The organism is Cohnella sp. AR92 (assembly GCF_003990975.1).
In the GTDB taxonomy this organism is placed as follows: Bacteria; Bacillota; Bacilli; order Paenibacillales; family Paenibacillaceae; genus Cohnella.
Map to the genome: position 1 here is coordinate 333,560 of NZ_RZJR01000004.1, position 22,139 is coordinate 355,698.

16 protein-coding genes are annotated in these 22,139 nt (G+C 58.5%); 7 read left to right on the top strand and 9 right to left on the bottom strand.

Annotated elements, in window-relative coordinates; genetic code table 11:
* Window positions 1-436: 436 nt before the first annotated feature.
* Window positions 437-1,573 carry a transglutaminase domain-containing protein gene (locus ELR57_RS08580; protein ID WP_158629969.1) on the bottom strand — a complete coding sequence of 379 codons (1,137 nt, stop codon included), beginning with the start codon at window positions 1,571-1,573 and terminating at the stop codon, window positions 437-439.
* 533 nt (window positions 1,574-2,106) lie between these two features.
* Between ELR57_RS08580 and ELR57_RS08585 the strand changes: the two genes are divergently transcribed.
* Window positions 2,107-2,766 carry a LuxR C-terminal-related transcriptional regulator gene (locus ELR57_RS08585; RefSeq protein ID WP_126958605.1) on the top strand — a complete coding sequence of 220 codons (660 nt, stop codon included), beginning with the start codon at window positions 2,107-2,109 and terminating at the stop codon, window positions 2,764-2,766.
* Between the two features lie 202 nt (window positions 2,767-2,968).
* Window positions 2,969-6,034, top strand: a complete 3,066-nt coding sequence (locus tag ELR57_RS08590) for an S-layer homology domain-containing protein (RefSeq protein ID WP_126958606.1) — start codon at window positions 2,969-2,971, stop codon at window positions 6,032-6,034.
* A 135-nt stretch (window positions 6,035-6,169) separates the two neighbouring features.
* Here ELR57_RS08590 and ELR57_RS08595 read toward each other — a convergent pair whose 3' ends face one another.
* From ELR57_RS08595 to ELR57_RS08610, 4 genes are all read right to left on the bottom strand, one after another.
* On the bottom strand, window positions 6,170-7,846 hold the full coding sequence (locus ELR57_RS08595) for a ribulokinase (RefSeq protein WP_126958607.1): 1,677 nt from the start codon (window positions 7,844-7,846) through the stop codon (window positions 6,170-6,172).
* 246 nt (window positions 7,847-8,092) lie between these two features.
* Entirely contained in the window at window positions 8,093-8,794 is a 702-nt protein-coding gene (gene araD / locus ELR57_RS08600; protein ID WP_126958608.1) for an L-ribulose-5-phosphate 4-epimerase, read from the bottom strand.
* Between the two features lie 228 nt (window positions 8,795-9,022).
* The gene (locus ELR57_RS08605; protein WP_126958661.1) at window positions 9,023-10,093 is read right to left on the bottom strand and encodes a GntR family transcriptional regulator; all 1,071 of its coding nucleotides are present in this window, start codon (window positions 10,091-10,093) and stop codon (window positions 9,023-9,025) included.
* A gap of 86 nt (window positions 10,094-10,179) precedes the next feature.
* On the bottom strand, window positions 10,180-11,049 hold the full coding sequence (locus tag ELR57_RS08610; protein ID WP_126958609.1) for an AraC family transcriptional regulator: 870 nt from the start codon (window positions 11,047-11,049) through the stop codon (window positions 10,180-10,182).
* A gap of 119 nt (window positions 11,050-11,168) precedes the next feature.
* Between ELR57_RS08610 and ELR57_RS08615 the strand changes: the two genes are divergently transcribed.
* Genes ELR57_RS08615 through ELR57_RS08625 form a run of 3 tightly spaced genes read left to right on the top strand, consistent with a single transcriptional unit; the run spans window position 11,169 to window position 14,013 of the window.
* Window positions 11,169-12,233 carry a Gfo/Idh/MocA family protein gene (locus tag ELR57_RS08615; RefSeq protein ID WP_126958610.1) on the top strand — a complete coding sequence of 355 codons (1,065 nt, stop codon included), beginning with the start codon at window positions 11,169-11,171 and terminating at the stop codon, window positions 12,231-12,233.
* A gap of 27 nt (window positions 12,234-12,260) precedes the next feature.
* Window positions 12,261-13,118 (top strand): sugar phosphate isomerase/epimerase family protein, encoded by an 858-nt coding sequence (locus ELR57_RS08620; protein ID WP_126958611.1) that lies wholly within the window; start codon window positions 12,261-12,263, stop codon window positions 13,116-13,118.
* Between the two features lie 16 nt (window positions 13,119-13,134).
* A complete protein-coding gene (locus ELR57_RS08625) occupies window positions 13,135-14,013 on the top strand; it encodes a sugar phosphate isomerase/epimerase family protein (RefSeq protein ID WP_126958612.1) in 879 nt (292 codons plus the stop codon).
* Between the two features lie 668 nt (window positions 14,014-14,681).
* Here ELR57_RS08625 and ELR57_RS08630 read toward each other — a convergent pair.
* From ELR57_RS08630 to ELR57_RS08640, 3 genes are all read right to left on the bottom strand, one after another.
* Window positions 14,682-15,995, bottom strand: a complete 1,314-nt coding sequence (locus ELR57_RS08630) for an ABC transporter substrate-binding protein (RefSeq protein WP_126958613.1) — start codon at window positions 15,993-15,995, stop codon at window positions 14,682-14,684.
* A 125-nt stretch (window positions 15,996-16,120) separates the two neighbouring features.
* Window positions 16,121-16,969, bottom strand: coding sequence for a carbohydrate ABC transporter permease (locus ELR57_RS08635; protein ID WP_126958614.1), 849 nt, complete (start codon window positions 16,967-16,969; stop codon window positions 16,121-16,123).
* On the bottom strand, window positions 16,969-17,856 hold the full coding sequence (locus ELR57_RS08640; RefSeq protein WP_126958615.1) for a carbohydrate ABC transporter permease: 888 nt from the start codon (window positions 17,854-17,856) through the stop codon (window positions 16,969-16,971). Before ELR57_RS08640 ends, ELR57_RS08635 begins: the two co-directional genes overlap by 1 nt.
* A gap of 117 nt (window positions 17,857-17,973) precedes the next feature.
* Between ELR57_RS08640 and ELR57_RS08645 the strand changes: the two genes are divergently transcribed.
* The gene (locus ELR57_RS08645; RefSeq protein WP_126958616.1) at window positions 17,974-19,806 is read left to right on the top strand and encodes a cache domain-containing sensor histidine kinase; all 1,833 of its coding nucleotides are present in this window, start codon (window positions 17,974-17,976) and stop codon (window positions 19,804-19,806) included.
* Window positions 19,803-21,440, top strand: a complete 1,638-nt coding sequence (locus ELR57_RS08650) for a response regulator transcription factor (protein WP_126958617.1) — start codon at window positions 19,803-19,805, stop codon at window positions 21,438-21,440. Before ELR57_RS08645 ends, ELR57_RS08650 begins: the two co-directional genes overlap by 4 nt.
* Here ELR57_RS08650 and ELR57_RS08655 read toward each other — a convergent pair.
* Entirely contained in the window at window positions 21,430-22,134 is a 705-nt protein-coding gene (locus ELR57_RS08655; RefSeq protein WP_126958618.1) for a VIT1/CCC1 transporter family protein, read from the bottom strand. The two genes, ELR57_RS08650 and ELR57_RS08655, sit on opposite strands and share 11 nt — an antisense overlap.
* Window positions 22,135-22,139: the final 5 nt, after the last annotated feature.

Genomic DNA, 22,139 nt, shown 5'->3' on the forward strand with positions numbered 1-22,139 from the left:
TATCGGCGCTCTCGACCGGGCTCCTGGCGGGGCGTTAGTCGATTTTTTCGACTATCGGCGCTCTCGCACGGGCTTCTGGCGGGACGTTAGTCGATTTTTTCGACTATCGGCGCTCTCGACCGGGCTCCTGGCGGGACGTTAGTCGATTTTTCCGACTATCGGCGCTCTCGCACGGGCTTCCGGCGAGGCGCTAGTCGATTTTTTCGACTATCGGCGCTCTCGCACGGGCTTTTGGCGGGACGTTAGTTGATTTTTTCGACTATCGGCGCTCCCGCACTGGCTTCCGGCGAGGCGCTAGTCGATTTTTTCGACTATCGGCGCTCTCGCACGGGTTTTAAGCAGGGCATTCGGTTAAAGAAAAAAGCCCGCCTCGCGAGTTGCGAGACAGGCTGTTCATTACAGCGAGCCAAGGAGCCGCTCAGGATTCTTGGTAGGCTCAAGTCTTAAACGTAATCGTCACCAAAGCGTCGTCCGCGTTGCCGATCGGGAACGAGCTCGTGCTCGTCTGGATGGAGGTTAGCTCCGGAACCGCGTCGAGCAGCTTCTGCAGATCCAGCTTCTTGCCCGCGCCGTGGACGTAACGGACCTTAACGGTCGTTTTCCCCGACTTGATGGCCGTCTTGATCCGCTTCGCGAACTCCTCGATCGTGGATGCCGAGTTCTCCGGCAGCAAGTAAATGTAGCCCAGCGCCGTCTCCAGATTGGCATAGAACGTCTGGCGGGAAGCATCCTTGGCCTTGAGCGCCTTCACCGTTTGCTGGTAAGAGGTCACGGCGGCGGGGTAAGTCAGCGTCCACTTGTGGTCCCGCTTGATCTGCGCATCGGTCAGCAGGTAGTACGAATAAGTCGTTCTTCCCTTCACGTCCGGTACCGGATCGTCGAACGTCGTGTCGAGATGGTACCACTTTCCGTCCAGCTTTACCAGGTTCCAGGCATGCGCCCCCGTCGAGACCGTGCCTTCCGCGATTCGCGTCTCTACCCCGGCGTCCTTCAGCAACCGATAGGCAAGCGAAGCATACCCCTGGCACACCGCCGTGCCTTTCGCCAGAGCGTCGTACGCCGAATGCTTCTGCAGCGTGCGGTCATAGGCCACGTTCAGCAGAATCCAATCGTGCACCGCCTTCACCTTCTGGTGGGCGTTCATTCCCGGCTTGATGATCGCCGCGCGAATCTCCTGCGAGCGCTTCGTCACGTAGGCTGACTGGGATGCGCTCTCCCAATAATTCACTTTGATATTGACGGTAGCCGTCTTGCCGTTGGACTTCGAGCTGTAGCTGTATGATTTGATCGTATAGTTGACGTAATCGTCCAGCTTCATCGCCGACGAGAAAGCCTGATCGACCGTCTTCACCGAAGCGGACGCGCTTCCCGCCACCTGGACGGTGAAGGAGGTGCTGCGAGCGCTCAGCTTCTGCTGGATGACGGAGATTAGCGAAGTCGCTGTACTGCTGGCTGCCGCCTCTGCGGAAGGGGGAAACGGATCGAACGGACCAACCATCGCTATCCCTCCCGCCACAAGCATAGAGAGCGCGATTCCGGTCGCGGCCGTCCGCTTCCAGCCTTTCGTTCTCATTCTGCAACTCCCTCCCTGTTCCGTAATCTGCACGAATGATTCCATTCTAACAAATGGACGAGCTTGCGAGCTATCGGGCTTAAGGCGCAGGGTCGATTACAGCCTACAATCCGGCATTATCCGTCAATTATCATCCGACTATTTTACACAAGAATAGCAGTCAGTCGGCTGCCATCAGAGCGGCTTAACGATCGAATTCGCGGCCATGAAGGGCGGCATAGACAAGTTCCTCGAATCGACGGGCTAGTCCAAGGAGATGGCCTAGCCGATCGTCTTCCTGAACAGCCGTATGCCCTCTTACATCTCCTGCGTGCTCCTGGACGTCGACTTCGGCCTCGACATCCTGCCGGCAGCCGGACTCGCTCCCGACTAATCGAGTTTCAAACTATTCTCTCGTTAAACAAAATAGAAAAAATGTCTAGCCCCGATCCGATTTTTTGTCGAATCGGGGCTTTTTGCCACTTATTTTAAGTGTTTGTTTAGAAGGTGATGGTACTTTCGATAGAGGTTGCTTCTTAGAGAGGACGAAATGAATGAAGAATCAAATTCTTGTAGTGGAGGCCGGGAATTCATATACGCTGCAGAACGAGCCTGATTTAGAGGTGGCTGCCATCGTAGACGGCTCCAAAGCGGTTGAGTATATCCGGAGGCACCTGGTTCAACTAGTCCTGTTGGATCTGAGCTCATCGGCTCCGAACGGACTTGCCAACATCAAAGCCATAAGACGAGTAGCGCCCCGATTGCCCATTCTCGCCGTCTCTTCGCGTTACGACGAGGAATCGTTCGTTCAATGCTTGGCTTACGGTGTGAACGGGTACCTCGTAGAAGAGCCCCATTCGGCCGGCCTGCCGCAGATGATCCGGGACATCCTCAAGGGCCAGCATGTCTACCCCGACAAGGTAGCTGCGCTTCTGTCCCGTTTTTTGCGCAGGCAATTGGACGGGATGGCCCCCGAGCTCTCCCTTCCTCCCCAGTGGGAGAATCAACTGTCCCCAAGGGAGAAGCAGATTCTCGCCCTCGTTGCCCAGAGACTCAGCAACCACGAGATCGCCGAGACGTTAAGCCTGTCGGAAGGAACGGTCAAGAACCATCTGACCGTTATCTTCGGCAAGATAGAGGTCAAGAACCGCCGCGAAGCCATTCGCGCTCTGGCCCAAACGTCCTCCGAGAGCCAGTATTCAACCATTCGATAGCGACGTTATCCGACAATTGTCATGTTAATTCCCTAGATCGTGACCAAAAGTCACTTCTCGCTTCGCGATTTATCGCTTACATTTGAGATTATGTCGAATGTGATTATTTACCTATTACGTTTGATTTAATAGGGATAATAGTTCTATATTTTCGACATTTAACGACATGTACCCGATAAAATCAGAGAGGTGACAATGACAAATGAAGAAGAGTTGGTTCATTCTGCTCGCGGCCGTTATGCTGCTGACCGTCAATGCGCAAGCGGCGTTCGCCCTCGGCCCCGTAGCGGAGGTGTATTACAACCCCGGCACAAGCGCCTATGATTCCACTGCTTTTGAAGCCAAGTTGACCGAAGCTATCAAGAGCAAGCTGGAAGACGAGGGAATCAATCCGAAATACGCAACGATCATGGACGCCAGCGCCAATCGGGTAAGCGTAAAGGACATGACTTACGTTCACTCCGGCTATGACACTTGGTATGGAGTAGGCAGCGAAGATCCGGAGATCGTCACGCCCGACTTCAACCACGTTCAATTGACGAACGAGGGCAACACTCTCTCCTTCTATGGATACACATCCCCGGGTTATAAAGATTTCATGCTGACCGGCGGCAACCCGTCCGGCAAGAAGATCATCACCTTCGACATGGACGAGTCCAAGGCGACTTATCACAGCATGGAAGGCGGAGGCTTCCTCATCAACTCCGCGATCGACTCCGACGGCCTCTTGAGCGGATATGCGATCATTTACGCGGAAGACGGCATCAACGTCTTTAGCATCGACGGCGTGAATGCCGAAGACCTTCATGAAACAACCGATTCCGGCTTGGAAGGCCTGGATGGCGTCACGAACATCGGCAGCTACGCCAAAGGCAGCTCGACCGAGCATTCGATCAAGATCGTCGCCACGGATTCCCGCTTGGACATGTGGGACAACGGCGAATATCTGATTCAGAACCAAGACCTTCCGCAGGTTTACGGCAATGAGATCGGCCCTATCGTCAGCTACGCCCCTCACGATTGCGAGATCATCTCGATCTTCACGTACGACAACATGAAGCTTTACACGACCTCCGTCAAAACGACGACCGAAGCCGCGAAAGATATCAAATGGGAACCGACGTCCCCGTATCGGTACGTGGTCGACATTAATGACGACAATACCGGGTATCTGAACGACAGCTTGGCTAAGCTGCTCAATAAAAACTCCGCTCAATATGTTAGCGTAACGAGCTCGGACAACGAGACGGATACCCAAACGTTTATCGACGGATTGAATCCCCCAGGCGGACTCTTAGTCGACTCGAGCCTGAGCGAAGACGACATTATCGAGGCTATCGCTTCGCGCGTCGCGAACGAGATCCTCGGCAAGAAGGATGACATTCTCGCCATCGAAGCCGCGGAAGCGGTCACCGAGATTCAATTCGCGGATGGCGACAGCAAGAACTCCGTCTCGGACAACCTGACCTTCGTTCAAGACGACGAGAACGAGAACGTGATCACGACCTGGTCCTCCGATCAGCCTTCCATTATCGCCCCGGACGGAACGGTAACGAGACCGGTTACGGCAACTGGAGGCACATACGTGACCGTTAAGGCAACGATCAGGTCGAACGGCCTCACCAGCGAGAGAACGTTCCCGGTGTTCGTGGCAGCCGCGGATCCGGCTCCATTGTCGACGTTGTCGGCCGTAGCCGGAAACGCTAAAGCGACCTTGAATTTCCCTGCTCTCGTCGGAAACGGTGAGGGAGATATCGTCGTTGAAGTGTCGACGGACGGCACCACGTTCGCGCCGGCTGCGACGACGGAACCGCTGGATTCGTCTTCCACGAGCGCAACGGTTACCGGGCTCAAGAACGGCAAAACCTACTACTTCCGTTTGATTGTCGCGAACGGCTATTACGCCGGAGAATCCAACGTCGTGCAAGTGAAGCCGGCGGCGCCGGCGACCGGAGGTTCGTCTACTCCGGAGACGATGGACGCTCAGCCCATCGTGACCGACAAGTCGAACGGCAGCGTCGTGACCGACAAAATCACGAAGCTGGTCGGGGAAGACCTTAAGCTCACCGGCAAGATCCTGACGTCGGACGGCCAAGTACTTAATGTAACTTCCATCGAGATGAACTCGGATGGCACCTTCAAGCTTCCGAAGCTGCCAACCGGAGAATATACGCTTTCCTTGAACGTGATTGCTCCGAACGGCGAGAAGCTTGCAGGCCCGGCCGGCAAGCTGACGGTCGACGAGAATGGCGAGGCCAGCCTGCAGGTCGACCTGGTCGATCCGTTCGGCACCATTAAGGATCGTCTGACCGGCCAACCGCTCGCGGACGTGAAGATGAGCTTGTATTGGGCGGACACCGAAGAGAACCGTTCCAAAGGCAGAACGCCGGGAACGCTGGTCGATCTTCCGGAGCTTGCGAACTTCGCGCCTAACCTGAACCACAACCCGCAGATCAGCTCCAAGTCCGGCGAATACGGCTGGATGGTATACGCCGACGCGGATTATTACTTCACGGCCGAGAAGGATGGCTACGTTCTCTTCGACAGCCGCAAAGACAATCGCGACGAGAAGGTCGGAACGGACAGCTACGTGAAGGGCGGCGTGATCCACGTCGGCCAAACGATCGTGCAGTTCAGCTTCCCAATGCAAGCGGAAGTGAAGGAATCCGGCAACCATACCCCTTATATGGTCGGCTTCCCGGACGGCTCCTTCCATCCGGAATACGGCATTACCCGCGCAGAAGTAGCGGCGATTCTGTCGAGACTGTATACGTCGGCAGGAGAGAAGACGAAGGCTGCTTCCTATACCGATGTCAGCTCCAAGCACTGGGCGGCCAATGCCATTGCGGCGGTTACCCAGCACCACTGGATGGTCGGCAACGGCAACCAAGCGTTCCAGCCTAACCGCCAAGTGACGCGAGCCGAATTCGCCCAAATCCTTCTTAACCTGAAGGGCTGGAAGGCTTCGGGAACGAGCGGCTACGCCGATACCCAAGGACACTGGGCGGACCAAGCGATCGCCACGGTGAAGCAGGAAGGCCTTCTGTTCGACTTCACGGAAGACAACTTCCAACCGGACCAAGCGCTTACCCGCCTCGAAGCGGTGCGCATCTTCAACCAGCTGCTGAACCGTCAGCCGTGGGAAGTCGTCGTCTCCCCTCGTTGGAACGACGTTCGGCAAGGCAACCCGAATTACTCGGACATCATGGAAGCTTCCGTCCCGCATGCGTACGAGCTTTATACGAACGGATACGAGGCTTGGCAATAAGCTTAGCAAGATGACCAACAACGAATGCCCGCCGATTCGTCTGCCCATGATGGCAGACGCGATCGGCGGGCTTTTCTTCATTAATGGCAAAGAGGCCGGCCTGGTTATCCCAGGCCGGCCTTTCTAACCTTTATTTTATGCCTTCGACACTTCGTCCTTCAGAGCCTTAAGCCGCTTCATGACGTCGTTCGCGCCGCGGCCGAAGTAGTCGTGCAGCGTGCGGTATTCCTGGTACAGGCGCTCGTAGATCGCCACGTTCTCCGGAATCGGCTTGAACGTCTCCTCGCGCACGCGGGCCATCGCTTTCGCCGCGTCGACGACGCTGTCGTAGCCGCCCTTCGCGCTGCCCGCCGCGACCGCGCCGAACATCGCCGCGCCGATCGCCGGCGTCTGCTTCGAATCCGCGATCTTGATCTCGCGGTTCGTTACGTCCGCGTAGATCTGCATCAGCAGGCGGTTCTTCTGCGGCAAGCCGCCGCAGGCATAAACCTCGTGCACCGGAACGCCGTTGTTGTGGAACGCGTCGATGATCGTTCTCGTGCCGTAAGCCGTCGCTTCCAGCAGGGCGCGGTACATCTCTTCCGGCTTCGTCAGCAGCGTGTAGCCGACGACGACGCCCGTCAGGTTCGTGTCGACGAGCACGGAACGGTTGCCGTTCCACCAGTCGAGCGCTACCAAGCCGGACTGTCCCGGCTTATAAGCGCCGGCCTTCTCGGTCAGCCACTGATGTACGCCGACGCCTTCCTTCTCCGCCGCTTCCTTCACGTAAGCAGGGACCGCTTCGTCGACGAACCATTCGAAGATGTCGCCGACCGCGGATTGGCCCGCCTCGTAACCCTTGTAGCCAGGAATGATGCCGTCCTCGACGACTCCGCACATGCCTTCGACTTCCACTTCCTCGGTGCCGAGCAGCATATGGCAGATCGACGTGCCCATTGCCATGACGAGCTTGCCCTCGTCCACGACGCCGACCGCGGGAACGGCCGCATGCGCGTCGACGTTGCCGACCGCGACAGCCGTGCCCGCCACGAGGCCCGTCAGCTCCGCCATAGCCGGAGTGATCTCGCCCGCTTTCGTTCCGAGCGGCTTGATCTCGCCGCGCAGCTTCGTCTCCGTCAGGTTCTCCAAGCGGGGATCCAACGCGGCGAAGAACTCGCGGCTCGGGTAGCCCTCCTGCTTGTGCCAGATCGACTTGTAGCCCGCCGTGCAGCTGTTGCGCACGAACTCGCCCGTCAGCTGCGAGATAACCCAGTCCGTCGCTTCCGTGAACCGATCGGTTGCTTCATATACGTTCGGAGCCTCGTTCAGGATCTGCCATACCTTCGCGATCATCCACTCCGACGAGATCTTGCCGCCATAGCGGGGAAGGAACTTCTCCCCGCGCTCCGCCGCGATCGCATTAAGGCGATCCGCCTCGTCCTGCGCCGCATGGTGCTTCCACAGCTTCACCCAGCCGTGCGGGTTGTCCTTCCATTCCGGCTTCAGGCAGAGCGGCGTGCCCGCCTCGTCCACGGGCAGCATCGTGCAGGCCGTGAAATCGATGCCGAGGCCGATGACGTCCTCGGGAGCGACGCCCGATTCATTCAGCACGGCCGGAATCGACCGGCGCAGCACCTCGATATAATCATCCGGATGCTGAAGCGCCCAGTCGTGCCCGAGCGCGATGCCGGACACCGGCAGCTTCTCGTCGATGACGCCGTGCGGATACGGGGTTACGTGGTCGGCGACCTCGTGGCCGTTGGAGAGGTTCACCAGAACCGCGCGGCCGGATTGGGTGCCATAGTCGACGCCGATGGCGTACTTTGTGCTCATCGTTCATTCCTCCATCAAGGGATAAGGATAATTAACGGATCATTGCCGCCCGGCGCCAGCGCCGAGCCATAAACCTCAGATCATCTCATTGATCTGCCATACCGGACATATTCATCCATCTGCCATACCGGACATATTCATCCATCTGCCATATAGGACGTATTCATCCATCTGCTATTTCGGACCATCTCATCGTCTGTCAATCCGGATGCATCCGTCTGCCATTCCGAACCTTCCGCCGACCGCTCAGTGCTCCTTGCCCGGTTGGCCGTAGTAAGCGTTCGCTCCATGCTTGCGCAGGTAGTGCTTGTCGAGCAGCTCCTGCTGCATCGACGGAATGCCGCCGTTCAGCTGGCGGGTATGGTAAGCCATCTTCGCCACTTCCTCCAGGACGACCGCGTTGTGCAGCGCGTCCATCGGGTCCTTGCCCCATGCGAACGGAGCATGGCTGTAGACCAGTACGCCCGGAACCGCCTTCGGGTCGATGCCGCGGAACGTCTCGACGATGACGTTGCCCGTCTCGTGCTCGTACGCTCCCTTGATCTCCTCCGCCGTCATCGGGCGCGTGCACGGAATCGTGCCGTAGAAGTAATCGCCGTGCGTCGTTCCCAGCGCGGGAATGCCTTGCCCCGCTTGCGACCAGATCGTCGCCCAAGAGGAATGGGTATGAACGACCCCGCCAATGCCGGGAAAAGCCTTATAAAGAACGAGGTGAGTCGGAGTATCCGAGGACGGACGCAGATTGCCCTCGACAACGTTGCCGTCCAGATCGACGACGACCATCTGCTCCGGCGTCAATTCCTCGTAAGGAACCCCGCTCGGCTTGATGACCATAAGGCCCGACTCCCGGTCGAAGCCGCTGACGTTGCCCCAAGTGAACGTTACCAACCCATAAGCCGGCAATTCCGCGTTCGCCCGGCACACGCTCTCTTTCAACTTTTCCAACAACTCGTATCCATCCCTTCCCGTGTCGCGGGTCTTCCTCTGCCCTATCCTTCAAGGACGACGCGCGATGTATCGTTATCATAAGTACTCGATCGAATCCGCTTCCATTATACACTTGTACGTACATGTATGTCGAGGGGTCCCCCCAAAACAGGACGCCTGTTCAGACAAGAAGCGACTCCTTTCCGCAGAACTCGTCTGAACAAGCCTTGGCCTCCCGCCGCAAACCGTCTACAACCTTGGAGCCGTCGACTGACGAGCCGCCACCTGCGGAGCGAACACCCAGCCCTTGCCCTCCTGCTGCGAGCCTCCCTCGAGCATCGAGATGAGCAGCTGAGCCGCTTTCTCGCCCAGCTCCTCCTTCGGATGAACGACGCTCGTCAGCTTGATCTCCGTCGCCGTCGCCAGGAACGAATCGTCGTATCCGATTATCGAGAGGTCCTCGGGAACGCGAAGTCCCGCTTCCCGGACGACGTCCAGCAGCGCCACGGCCAGCTGATCGTTGTAGCAGACGATCGCGGTCGGCGGCTCCTGCCGGTTCAGCAGCTCGCGGAGCGCCGTTCCCGGCAGTTCTTCCCTCTGCTCGGTCTCATAGCGGATCACCAGCTCCGGATCGACCGGAATGCCATGCTCGCGGTGCGCGCGGACAAAGCCCTTCATCCGGTTGACTCCCTGCAGGTCGTCCGTCTTGAAGAATCCGGCGATCCGACGATGCCCCAGGCTCAGCAGATGATCGGTCGCCAGCCTCCCGCCCGCTTCGTCGTCCTGCTTCACGCAAGGGCAGTCCAGGTCCGGGTACTGCTCGTTGATCATCAGGATCGGCACGCCGTGGTACTGCATCGCCATGTACGCGTCGAAGTTCGGGTTGCCCTCGGCGCTTCGCGTCGGCTCGACGATGAGGCCGCTCACCCCTTGGCTGAGCATCATCTCCAGGCTCTCCCTCTCCCGGTCCTTGCGGTTGTCGGTGCTGGAGAGCAGCAGGCGATAGCCCTGCTCCTTCAGCGCGGCTTCCACCCCTCTAACGATCGAAGGGAAAATATAATCCGATATATAAGTCGTAATCATCCCGACCGTTCGGCTGCCCCCGGCCGGCCTTCTCTCTCCCGACAGGCGGGAGACGAACGTGCCCTTGCCCTGCTCGCGCGAGAGCCAGCCTTCCTGCACCAGCTCTCCGATCGATTGGCGCACCGTCTGGCGGCTGAGGCCGAATTGCTCGGACAGCTCGTTCTCCGAAGGGAGCTTGTCACCCGGACGGTAGCGCCCGCCGGCGATCCAGGAGACGATTTCTTCTTTGAGCCTCATGTATTTCGGGGATTGCGGATTCAAACCATTCACCTCAGACGAGTTAATAGGCTCATTATAGCACAGGCTTGAACTTGTACGTACCTTTAGTTGATTTTGCGCAGCGCGGTAGGGGGCACGCCTTTGTAGCTTTTGAACAGGCGGCTGAAGTAGTACACGTCGTGGAAGCCGTGCGTGAGGGCGATCTCGGTGATCGTCTTGTCCGTATGCCTCAAGTCGTACTCGCAGCGGTTGACGCGCACGAAGTTGATGTAATCGGTGACCGAGCGGTCGGTCAGCTCCTTGAACATGCGGCCGAAGTGATAGCGGCTCATCCGCGCGACGGCGGCCAACTCCTCGACGCTCAGCCGTCTGGAATAATTCTCTTCGATATGACGCAGGACCGGATCGATCCTCTCCAGCTTGCGAAGGCGGGACGAGTACTCCTCGGGGGAAAATTGGACGGCGACGTGGTGGCGGAGCAGCGCGGTCAGCAGACGGTAGATCCAGGACTTGACGGCCAGCTCGTACCCGAAAGCCTTGCCGAAAAATTCTTCGATCAGCGAAGACAAGCTCTCCCGGACGAGAGGATCGTCCGAGATTTTGTTCTCGAAGCGGATCCGGCTGCTCGCGATCGGGGCGATGTACTTCGCTTCCACCGCGTCGACCGTGCGGCTGTGAAGCAGGGACGGGTCGACGATCACCGCGTAATAGAACAACCGCTCGGACAGGGTGATCCCGTGGTGCAGATCGGCGCTGTTCAGGATAAAGATGTCTCCCGGCACCGCATCGTAGGTTTGGGAATTGCACGTAAACCTCGCCCGCCCTTCTACGACGTAGATAAATTCGAGATGGGCATGCCAATGGTTCGGGAAGGTCGTAAGGCCGGATTTCTCGTATAGGCAACGATGGATCTTCATCGGGAACAGCGGATCCGGCATATCCATCTCTTCTCGCAGCATCGACGGCTTCTCCATGTTCACCCGCTCCGATCGCACAATTTTACAAAACAATCGCATCGCCGTTCATGGCTCGATTCTTCCTTCTATTCTATATTACGAAGTGTGGGAAGCAAAGACAGAAGGAGCGATGAATCGTGGGCAATACCGTCAGAATCGGAGTGATCGGCACCGGCTCGATCTCTCAGGCGCACCTGGATTCCTATTCGAACCACCCGGACGTGCAACTCGTTGCCGTCGCCGACAAGAACGCGGAACGGGCAGCCGAAACCGCACGGAAATACAATGCTTTGCGCAGCTATTCGGACTTCGGCGAGCTGCTCGCCGATCCGGAGATCGATGCCGTCAGCATCTGCACCTGGAACAATACGCACGCCGCCATCGCGATGGACGCCATCCGCGCGGGCAAGCACGTTCTCGTCGAGAAGCCTCTCAGCTTGACCGTCGAGGAGGCTCTCCGGATTCAAGAGGCCGTCCGCGCCTCGGATCGCATTCTGCAGGTCGGATTCGTTCGGCGTTACGATCCGAACGCTCAGCTTCTGAAGCGCTTCGCGGAACTAGACGAGTTCGGAGAGATTTATTACGCGAAAGCCTCCATTCTCCGCAGATTGGGCAATCCCGGCGGCTGGTTCGCGGACGTGACCCGCTCCGGGGGCGGGCCGCTCATCGACATCGGCGTCCACGTCATCGACCTCGTCTGGTACCTGATGGGCAAGCCGAAGCCGGTCTCGGTCAGCGGCAACGCGTACAACAAGCTGGGCAACCGCTCCAACGTCCGCGGGCTCGACTTCTACAAGGCGGCGGACTACGACGCTTCGGTCAATACGGTCGAGGATATGGCGAACGCGTTGATCCGCTTCGAGAACGGGGCTTCGCTGCTGGTCGACGTCAGCTACACGCTGCACGCCTTCGCGAACGAGACGTCGGTCAAGCTGTTCGGCACGAAGGGCGGCTTCGAGGTCGATCCGGCGATAAAGATCGCGACGGAGAAGCACGACGTCATGCTGAACGTCGTTCCCCAGACGGACGACGCAGGGTTCAACTTCGTTCGCGCTTTTCAAGAGGAGATCAACCATTTCGTCGCCTGCGTGCAGAACGGAACGGAACCCGTTAGCCCCGTCGAGGACGGAGTCGCCATGATGCGGATGCTGCGCGCGGTTTACGAATCGGCGGAGAAGGGCGTCGAGATTCGTTTGGATTAGTTCGCCAGATAGAAGGGAGACATTTCAATGAAGCTTGGGTTAAGCACATACAGCTTGCAGGGAGCGATGAACGACGGCCGGATGACCGTGCTCGACGTCATCGACTGGATCGCCGATCACGAAGGCGAGCACGTCGAGATCGTGCCGATCGGGTTCAGCCTGATCGAGGATCCCTCGTTGATCGAACGGATCAAGGAGCGCGCTTCGGCCAGAGGGCTGGACGTCTCGAACTACGCGATCGGGGCCAACTTCGACTGCGAGGACGACGCCGAGTACGAAGCGGAGATCCAACGGGTAATGGCACACGTCGATGTCGCTCGCGCTCTAGGCGCGAAGAAGATGCGGCACGACGTCGCCTGGCGGGATCATCCGACGACCGAGCTGTTCCAGCAGGAGCTGCCGAAGCTGGCCGCGGCCTGCCGGCGCATCGCCGAGTACGCGGAGAAGCAAGGCGTCGTCACCAGCCTAGAGAATCACGGCTATTACCTTCAAGGCAGCGAGCGGGTGCTGGCCCTGATCCATGCGGCGAACCATCCGAACTTCAAGCTGACGCTCGATATCGGCAACTTCCTGTGCGCAGACGAGAATTCGGTCGCCGCGGCGAAGCGCACGATCGGCCAAGCGTCCATCGTGCACCTGAAGGACTTCTACGTTCGCGAAGAGAAGGTTCAGCCCGGCGAAGGCTGGTTCCGGACCGCGGCCGGGAACCATCTGCGGGGAGCGATCTTCGGGCACGGCGACATCGACACTCGCGAGGCGCTGCGGGTGATCAAGACGTCCGGCTACGACGGCTATCTGTCGCTTGAGTTCGAAGGCCTGGAGGACTGCCTTCTGGGGGCAAGACTCGGTTTGGAAAATGCCCGAAGGCTGTGGGAAGAAGTTTAGGAGAGGAGCGGTAACCATGATCAAAATAGCCAATCCGATCGGCGTCATCGTTGACAGCTTCCGCGTCGGCGTCAGCGAGGGGCTGCGCAAGGCGAAGGAAGTCGGAGCCGACGGCGTGCAGATCTACGCGGTCAGCGGCGAGATGGATCCCGCCGGATTAACCGCGGCGCGCCGCAAGGAGCTTCGCGACGAGCTGGACTCGCTCGGCCTGAAGATCTCGGCGCTCGTCGGCGATCTCGGCGGGCACGGCTTCCAGGATGCGCGAGAGAATGCTTGGAAGGTCGAGAAGTCGAAGCGTATCCTGGATCTTGCCGTCGAGCTCGGCACGAACGTGGTGACGACGCACATCGGCATCGTGCAGGAGGACCCGAACGGCGCCGTCTACGCGGCGATGCAGTCCGCCTGCGAGGAGCTCAGCCAGTACGCGAGCAGCCTGAACGCGTACTTCGCGATCGAGACGGGGCCGGAACCGGCGGCCCGGCTGAAGGGCTTCCTCGATACGCTTAGCTCCAAGGGCGTATCGGTCAACTATGACCCGGCGAACCTCGTTATGGTCACCGGGGATGACCCTGTCCAAGGCGTGTACACGCTGCGCGATTACATCGTGCACACCCACGCCAAGGACGGCATCCGCCTGCGCGAGACCGACCCGCGCAACATCTACGGCGCGCTCGGCTTCGAGCCGATGGACCACGAGAAGCTCGCGAAGGAGGTCGAGTCCGGAGCCTTCTTCCGCGAGGTGCCGCTCGGCGAAGGCTCCGTCGAATGGAACGCCTACCTGCAGGCGCTGAACGACATCGGCTACGGGGGCTACCTCACCATCGAACGCGAGGTCGGCACCGATCCCGCCCGCGACATCGCCAAGGCGGTTCAATTCCTGAAGGCTTATCGATGAAGTTTGGGACGCCGCTCCGGCGGCAGAGTTAGTGTCGTACGGCAACGTCTCGGCGCTCCAACGACGCTCCAGAGGCGGAGTTAGTGTCGTACAGCAACATCTCGGTGGACTCTAGATGCTCCGGCCGCTGAGTTAGTCTCATCCGAGACTAATTCCCGCCTCATGCGGGGCCGCGCTGCTGAGTTAGTCTCATCCGAGACTAATTCCCGCCCCATGTGGGGCCGCGCCGCTGAGTTAGTCTCATCCGAGACTAATTCCCGCCGCATGTGGGGCCGCGCTGCTGAGTTAGTCTCATCCGAGACTAATTCCCGCCCCATGTGGGGCCGCGCCGCTGAGTTAGTCTCATCCGAGACTAATTCCCGCCTCATGCGGGGCCGCGCTGCTGAGTTAGTCTCATCCGAGACTAATTCCCGCCGCATGCGGGGCCGCGCTGCTGAGTTAGTCTCATCCGAGACTAATTCCCGCCCCATGTGGGGCCGCGTCTCTGAGTTAGTCTCATCCGAGACTAATTCCCGCCCCATGCGGGGCCGCGCTGCTGAGTTAGTCTCATCCGAGACTAATCCCTGCCGCATGCGGGGCCGCGTCGTCGAAACAGCCACTGGCTCGGCCTCCCCGTAAAACACCAAAAAGGCGACACCGGGATAACCACCCGGTGTCGCCTTTTGCGCTTACTTCTTCACGATATCCTGGATCGCTTGCTCGAGCTTGTCGAACAGCTTATCCTTGTTGATCGAACCGCCTTGGTATTCTTGCATCGCGGCTCCCCATCCTTGGATGACGCCGTCCGGGTAGCGGCCCCAATGCCAGCCGCCCGCATCCTTCGCTTGCTCGGAGACGGCGGCGCCGAGTTGGCCGATGTCGTCCGCGGTCGCCGGAATCGTGACGAGCGCCGGGATGAATTGGAATTCCTTCGTCAGGTAAGATTTGCCGGTCTCCGAAGTAACGAGCCAGTTGAGGAACGCCTTCGCCTCTTCCGGATGCTTGGACTTGCTGTTGACGATCCAGAAGTTAGCCGGACCCGTATAGATATGGGCATTGCCGCTGTCGTCGATCGGAATCGGCAGAATGCCGAGGTTCAGCTTCGCGACCTTGTCGATGTCGCCTTGGATCCAGTTGCCTTGTTGGATCATCGCCGCCTTGCCCGTCGCGAACAGGGATACTTGCGTTGCATAGTCCGTCGTCAGCTTGTCTTTCTGGCTGTGTCCGAACACCAGGTCGACGTAGTTGATCCAATTCTCGAATACGGAATTGCCCTTGAACGCGGTCGCGCCCGTCTTCGTATCTTCGATGAACTTCACCGGATCCGGCTGCTCGGCCAGGCCGATGTTGATCGTGTGATGGCCGATGGACCACCATTCGTTCGTCGTCGAGAACGGCGTGATGCCGGCCGCTTCGAGCTTCGCCACGGCGTCCTTCAGCTGAGTCAGCGTTTTCGGAAGCTCGGTGATTCCCGCTTTGGTAAACAGATCCTTATTGTAGATAATGCCATACCCTTCGATGTTCATCGGCATGCCGAGCAGCTTGCCGTCCACCGTCGCCGGAGCCGAAGCGGCCGGAACGACGTCCTTCGCCCACGATTCGCCGGACAGGTCCGTCGCGCGGTCATAGTAAGGCTCGAGCGCCGCGAAGCCTTCGGAGTTGAAGATTTCCGGCTCGGAGCCGGATGCGATCTCCGCCTTGAGCAGGGCGTTGTAGTCCTCTCCGCCGCCGTGAGTCTCGATCTCGACCTTGACTCCCGTCTGCTTCTCGTACTCTTCCGCCAACTGGTTGAACTTGTCGGCGATCTCGACCTTGAAGTTGAAGATCTTGATCTTGACGTCCTTCTTCTCGACAGCCGGGCTTGCCGATTCGGTGGAAGCCGGGCTCGAGGATCCCGACGATGCGCTTGGGCTCGCCGCGTTGTTGCCGTTGTTGTTGCTTCCGCAACCGGCCAGTACCGTCACCAGCGCCGTAACCATGAATAAGGCAGACATGCGTTTCATGCGAAGAAGACCTCCCTGATTTTCGTTTATGATTTAGCCTTGCAACTCCATTGTAGAAAACGTTTGCACAGACCAGAACCGAAGATGTTGAACGATTAGGTGGAACATATTGATCTTGCCCATTATTACCCTTTTACGGAACCGGATGTAATCCCTTCGACGATATGCTTCTGCAGCAGCAGGAACATGATGACGATCGGCGTGACGCTCATCGCAAGCCCGGCAAGCGCCAGATCCCATTGCTTCGTATATTGCCCGAAGAATCTCGTAACCGCCAGCGGGATCGTGGTCAGGTCCTTATTGGAGCCGATGATAAGCACCGGAAGCAAGTAATCGTTCCAGATCCACAGCGTGTTTAGTATGAGGACGGTAACCGTGATCGGCTTGAGCAGCGGGAACACGATTCTCCAGAAGACGCCGTACGGCGAGCATCCGTCCACGACCGCGGCCTCTTCGATCTCGAGAGGCACGCCCTTGATGAACCCGTGGAACAAGACGACCGACAGGGCCAGGCCGAACCCGAGGTAACAGACGACGATGCCGATCAGGTTGCCGCGAAGCTCCAGCGTGCTCGTGACCCGCACCAATTGAAGCATAACCGATTGGAACGGGATCGTCATCGAGGCTATGAAGCAGAAAAATAGAATTTTGTTGAATTTTGTCGGCCGGCGAACGATCCGATAAGCCGTCATCGAGCTAAGAACGATCAGGCCAATGACGCTCAGCCCCGTAATCAGGAAGGAATGGTACAGCACGTGCGGGAATCGGATGATGTCCCATACCTTCGAGTAATTCGAGAACAGATACTTCTGCGGGAAGGACGCGGCGTCGACCATGATCTCGCCGAGAGCCTTGACCGAGTTGACGAGAACGAAATAGAAAGGCGACAGGAACAACAGGGCCAGCAGGATGGCGACCAGCTCGACGCCGATCAGCCTCTTGCTCCTCCGTTCCGCGGCTTGAGGCTTGCTCATCAGGCTTCGACCTCCTTGCGCTTGGTCAGCCAAACCTGAGTGATGGCGATCAGCGATACGAGAACGAAGAACAGCATCGCTTTGGCGGTTCCCAGCCCGTACCGGTTATTGACCAGAGCTTCGGCATAGATGTTGTAAGCGAGCGACTGGGTGGACGTTCCCGGTCCGCCCTTCGTCAGCGACAGGTTCAGGTCGAACATCTTGAACGCGTTCGAGGTCGTCAGGAACAAGCAGACCGTGACGGCCGGCATGATCAGCGGGATCGTCACCTTGCGGATTGTCTGCCAGTAGGAGGCTCCGTCGATGATCGCGGCCTCCTGCAGATCCTTCGGCACGCCGACGATCGCGGCGATGTAGATGACCATCATGTAGCCGGCGGATTGCCAGATGAACACGATGACGAGTCCCCAGAAGCCGGTCTGCGGCGTTCCAAGCCATGGAAGCTCGAAGAGCGGCCAGCCGGTGAACTCCCCGATCGTCTTGAAGCCCTTGGTAAAAATAAACTGCCAGATGTACCCGAGCAGAATGCCCCCGATGACGTTAGGCAGGAAGAAGATCGTCCGCAGCGCGTTGCGGGTCTTCAGCGCCCTGGATAACGCCAGCGCCAGCAGGAAGGCAAGGCCGTTCGTCAGAACGACCGTGACGACCGAGAACTTCAGAGTGAACACGAGCGACTTCCAGAACTTCTCGTCGTCCGTGAAGATTCGATGCAGATTGTCCATGCCGATCCACTTGGCCTTGTCCAGATCAAGCCCGTTCCATTCCGTGAAGGAATAATAGAATCCCAGCAAGAAAGGGATCAGCACGATGACGGAGAATGCAAGAAGCCCCGGACCCACGAACACCGTCTGCTGGATCCACTCTCCCGTTTTTTTGCGCAATGACATTGCCTTTCTCCCCTTTCTCCAAACTCTACCTTGACTATAAAGAGATATTGTCAGGCGAGCCACCGATAGATATGATGGGTTTGGTGTAATATATTGACCTCGGGGGGAGAGCGCAAGATGTTCCGCACTAGCATCCGCAACAAATTGATGGGCTTGCTGCTCGCAGCCACCATCATTCCGATCCTGATCTCCATGCTCGTCTCCAATCACTACATCAAGTCGGCGGTCACCGAGAAGTCGATTACCGAGAACCAGACGATGCTCTCTCTGGGCGCGAATAATATCCTGAATTACATGAACACGATCAACCGCGTCTCCCTAAACGCCTATAATTCCCTGAACAGCCCGACTTCCCTCTATGCCATTATCGAGAGAGGGAGCGCGGCCAACGTTGTCAGCGAGACCTTCGACGCGAATAACCGCATGACGATTTATACGCATCTGCTCAATATGTATCAGTCGCTGCCAGGGGCCCACCAGATCCAGCTCCAGATTCTCGGGCCGGACCGGATGACCTACCTGCTCGCCCGCGGCCTGTACCGGGGCGGCGCGAACGGCACGATCGAGTGGCCTTCCGGGCGCACGAACAATCCCCAGCCCTTCGTCGAGGCGACGCATTCCAGCCTTCATTACGCTTTCGACCCGAACCGAAGCGTCAAGGACGAAAGCGTATTCACGCTAAGGCGGCCGATCATCAAGACGCCAAGCGACCAGATCATCGGCTACCTCTCCATCGACATCAAGAGCGAGGAGCTTCAGGGCATCTGCAACAGCTTGGTCACCTCGAGCAAGGAGACGCTCTATCTGATGGATCGCGACGGGCAGTTTCTCTGCTCCGCCAACTCGGATAAAGGCGCGGACAAGCTTCCTTGGGCCGGCAAGGTTCTATCCTCAGGGGCCGAGAACGGGCATATCGGTTGGAAGGACGGAAGCTTCTCGGGGATCGTGATCTACGACACCCTGAAGACGAATTACATGGACTGGGTCGTCGTGAAGGAGCTGCCGTATTCGTACCTGTATGAAAATGCAAAGACAGTGCGGACGATCAACTCCCTGATCATCGCCCTGTTCCTCATCGTCGTCGTGCTGGCGACGCTGTTCATCTCCTTCCAGTTCACGAAGCCGATCAAACAGCTGATCCTGCATATCAACAAGGCCCAGATCGGCAACCTGAACGCCGCGGCCGTTCCCGTTCAGAGCAAGGACGAGATCGGTATTCTAGCGAGGAGATTCAATTCGATGCTGGGGACGATCAACGATCTCATCAACAAAGAATACAAACTGCAGCTCGCGAACAAGTCCAATCAGCTCCGGGCGATGCAAGCTCAGATCAACCCGCATTTTCTGAACAATTCCCTGCAGTCGATCGGCACGCTGGCGCTCCAGTCGAAGGCTCCGAAGGTCTATTCCCTGCTCAATTCCTTGGCCAAAATGATGCGGTACACCATGAATACGAGCGACGCCATCGTGCCCCTCGAGGCGGAGATCGCCCATGCCAAAGCGTTCCTGGAGCTTCAGCAGCAGCGGTTCTCGGACCAATTGGACGTCCGCTACGACATCGATCCCGCTTCCCTTCAGGTGCTCGTGCCGAAGATGCTGCTCCAGCCTCTCGTCGAGAATTATTTCAAGCACGGCTACGAGCCGCGCGGCGGGTCGGGAGCCTTATCGATCGGAACGCAGGTCACGGACGATTCCCGGCTGGTCGTGACGGTCGAGGACAACGGAATCGGGGTATCCGCGGCCCGTCTATCCGAGCTTCAGCAGCAGTTCGCGCGTCCTTCCTCCGCCATGCTGGAGGAACCGGAAGGCATCGGCCTTCGCAACGTCGCCGTGAGGCTGAAGCTTTATTACGGCGAAGAGGCTTCGCTGGACATAGACAGCCGCAACCCGCTCGGGTTCCGCGTCACGCTTAGAATTCCGCTTCATACCACATTGGAGGTCGAACCATGAAGGTACTGCTTGTAGACGATGAACAGCACGTGCGCGAAGCGATCAAGCTGCTGGTGGATTGGGAGACGCTCGGAATTCGGAAGATAGTCGAGGCGGATAACGGAGAAGAGGCGATGCGGATCATCGAGAGGGAGAAGCCCGAGATCGTGATCACCGACATGAGGATGCCGATACGGGACGGAGTGGATTTGCTCGCCTGGATGGAGGAGCAGGATTGCCCCGCCCGGCGCATCGTGGTCAGCGGGCACGACGACTTCCATCTGGTGCGCAGCACGATGAAGTACGGAGGCCAGGATTACCTGCTGAAGCCGGTCGATCCGGACCAGTTGCAGGAGGCTCTCGGCAAGGCGGTCGCCAGTTGGGAGCAGGAGAACAAGGAGCGCCGGCTGACCCAGAAGCGCAATATCGAGATGAATCAGCTGAAGCCGGTTTATTGGGACAAGATTTTCTCCAATCTCGTCTCCGAACCGGGCTCTTACGCCTTCGTGCGGGAGACGCTGGAGGAGGAATTCCGGCTCGACCGGGCGCGCCAAGCGCAGGTGGTCATCCTGAGTATGGACACGATCGGCCGCTCCGTCACGGACAAGTACAGCCGCAACCGCGACCTGCTCTTCTTCACGGTGACGAACATCTGCAACGAATTCCTGCGGCCCGATAACCGCGGATTCGCTTGCCGATTCTGGAGCAGCGAGCAGGAGGTCATCTTGGTCTTATGGGATCGATTGTCCCAGACGAAGGACACGCTGGCCAGAATCCAGCAAGGGTTCCAGTCCACGCTGAAGTGCCGTTTCGATCTGGGGATCGGAACGGTCGAGGCATTCCCGAACGGGCTTGCCTCCTCGTATTCCGCCGCCCGCGCGGCGCTGAAGCATCGGAACCTTCTTGCCCGGGTCTCGTGGTGCCATGAGTACGATCCGTCCGAGCGCACGGCCGCGAGCAAATTGAACTTATTCGACTTCGAAGAAAGCTTCCGGATGGCCGTGCTGAGCGGCAACGAGTCGGAGATCGGGATTGTCGTCGATCGTTGGCTTGGCGAGGTCGGTCGGCTGCCGGTCGTGACGATGGAGCAGATGGAGCTGTGGCGGCACGAGTTCCATGCGATGCTCGAGCGCTGGTCCGGAGACGGCGCTGCGGGGTCGGAAGAGACGGGGACCAAAGCGGCTGCGAGCGCGGGAACGGCTGCGGCCGCCATGCCGGCGCAGACGATTCCGCTGACCGAGGAGGGCGCGATCTCGCTCGAACAATGGCGCCGCGACTGGACGGAACGCCTCGTTCGCCTCGCCGCGAAGCAGAACAGCGAGCGCGGCCGCGAACGCAACGTCATGCTCGAGATCGCCAAGTACATCGAACAGAACTATAACCGCGAGCTTACCCTGCAGGACATCGCAAGCCAGTTCTACCTCAGCCGCGAGTATATCTCGCGCCGGTTCAAGCAGGAGTTCGGCGAGAATCTCTCCGACTTCCTCGGCCGAATTCGCATCGACAAGGCCAAGCTGCTGCTCGGCAATCCTCAGCTCCGAATCGCGGACATCGCCGAGATGGTCGGCTATGCGGACGAGAAATACTTCAGCAAGGTATTCAAGAAGCTGGAGGGCGTCTCGCCGAATCAGTACCGCAAGCCGTTCATGAGATGAGCTTGGCGACGAGGAAGGCGATTCCCGCCGCCACGCCGCCGACCAACGTCGTTTGAACGGCGCTTCTGAACGGTCTCGAACCCGTGAATTTACCTTTGACGTAACCGAAAATAAACAAGGCGATCAAGGTGGCGACGACGGAGACCAGCAGAGCCTCGGAGGCTCGATGGAAGAGCATATAAGGGATTAATGGAATAATCCCGCCCACGATGTAAGAGAGCCCGATCGTTAAGGAGCTGTTACGGGCTCTTTTGGGCTCGGGTTCTTCAAGCCCCAGCTCGTGTTTCATCATGAAAGCGACCCATCGATTCGGATCGCTGCTTATTTCGTTTACCGCCGATTGGACGTTTGGCTCCTGGAGTCCCCAGCCTCGGAGAACCTCGGCCACCTCTTCCTTCTCGCGCTCCGGGACCTCGATGATTTCCCGCCGTTCCCTCTCCAGTTCGTTCTCGTAATGCTCTCGGTCCGTTCTCGCCGCGAGATAGCCTCCGAGGCCCATGGCTATCGAACCTGCCGCGATCTCGGCAAGGCCGGCGATCACGACGATATTCGTACTGGAGACGGTTCCGGATAGACCGGCAGCCAGCGCGAACGGGACCGTCAGCCCGTCCGACATGCCGATCACGACGTCCCGAATCGTATCCGATGCGGTAAAGTGACGCTCAACATGCGTTTCTCTTGCCGAATGGTTCACCTGAA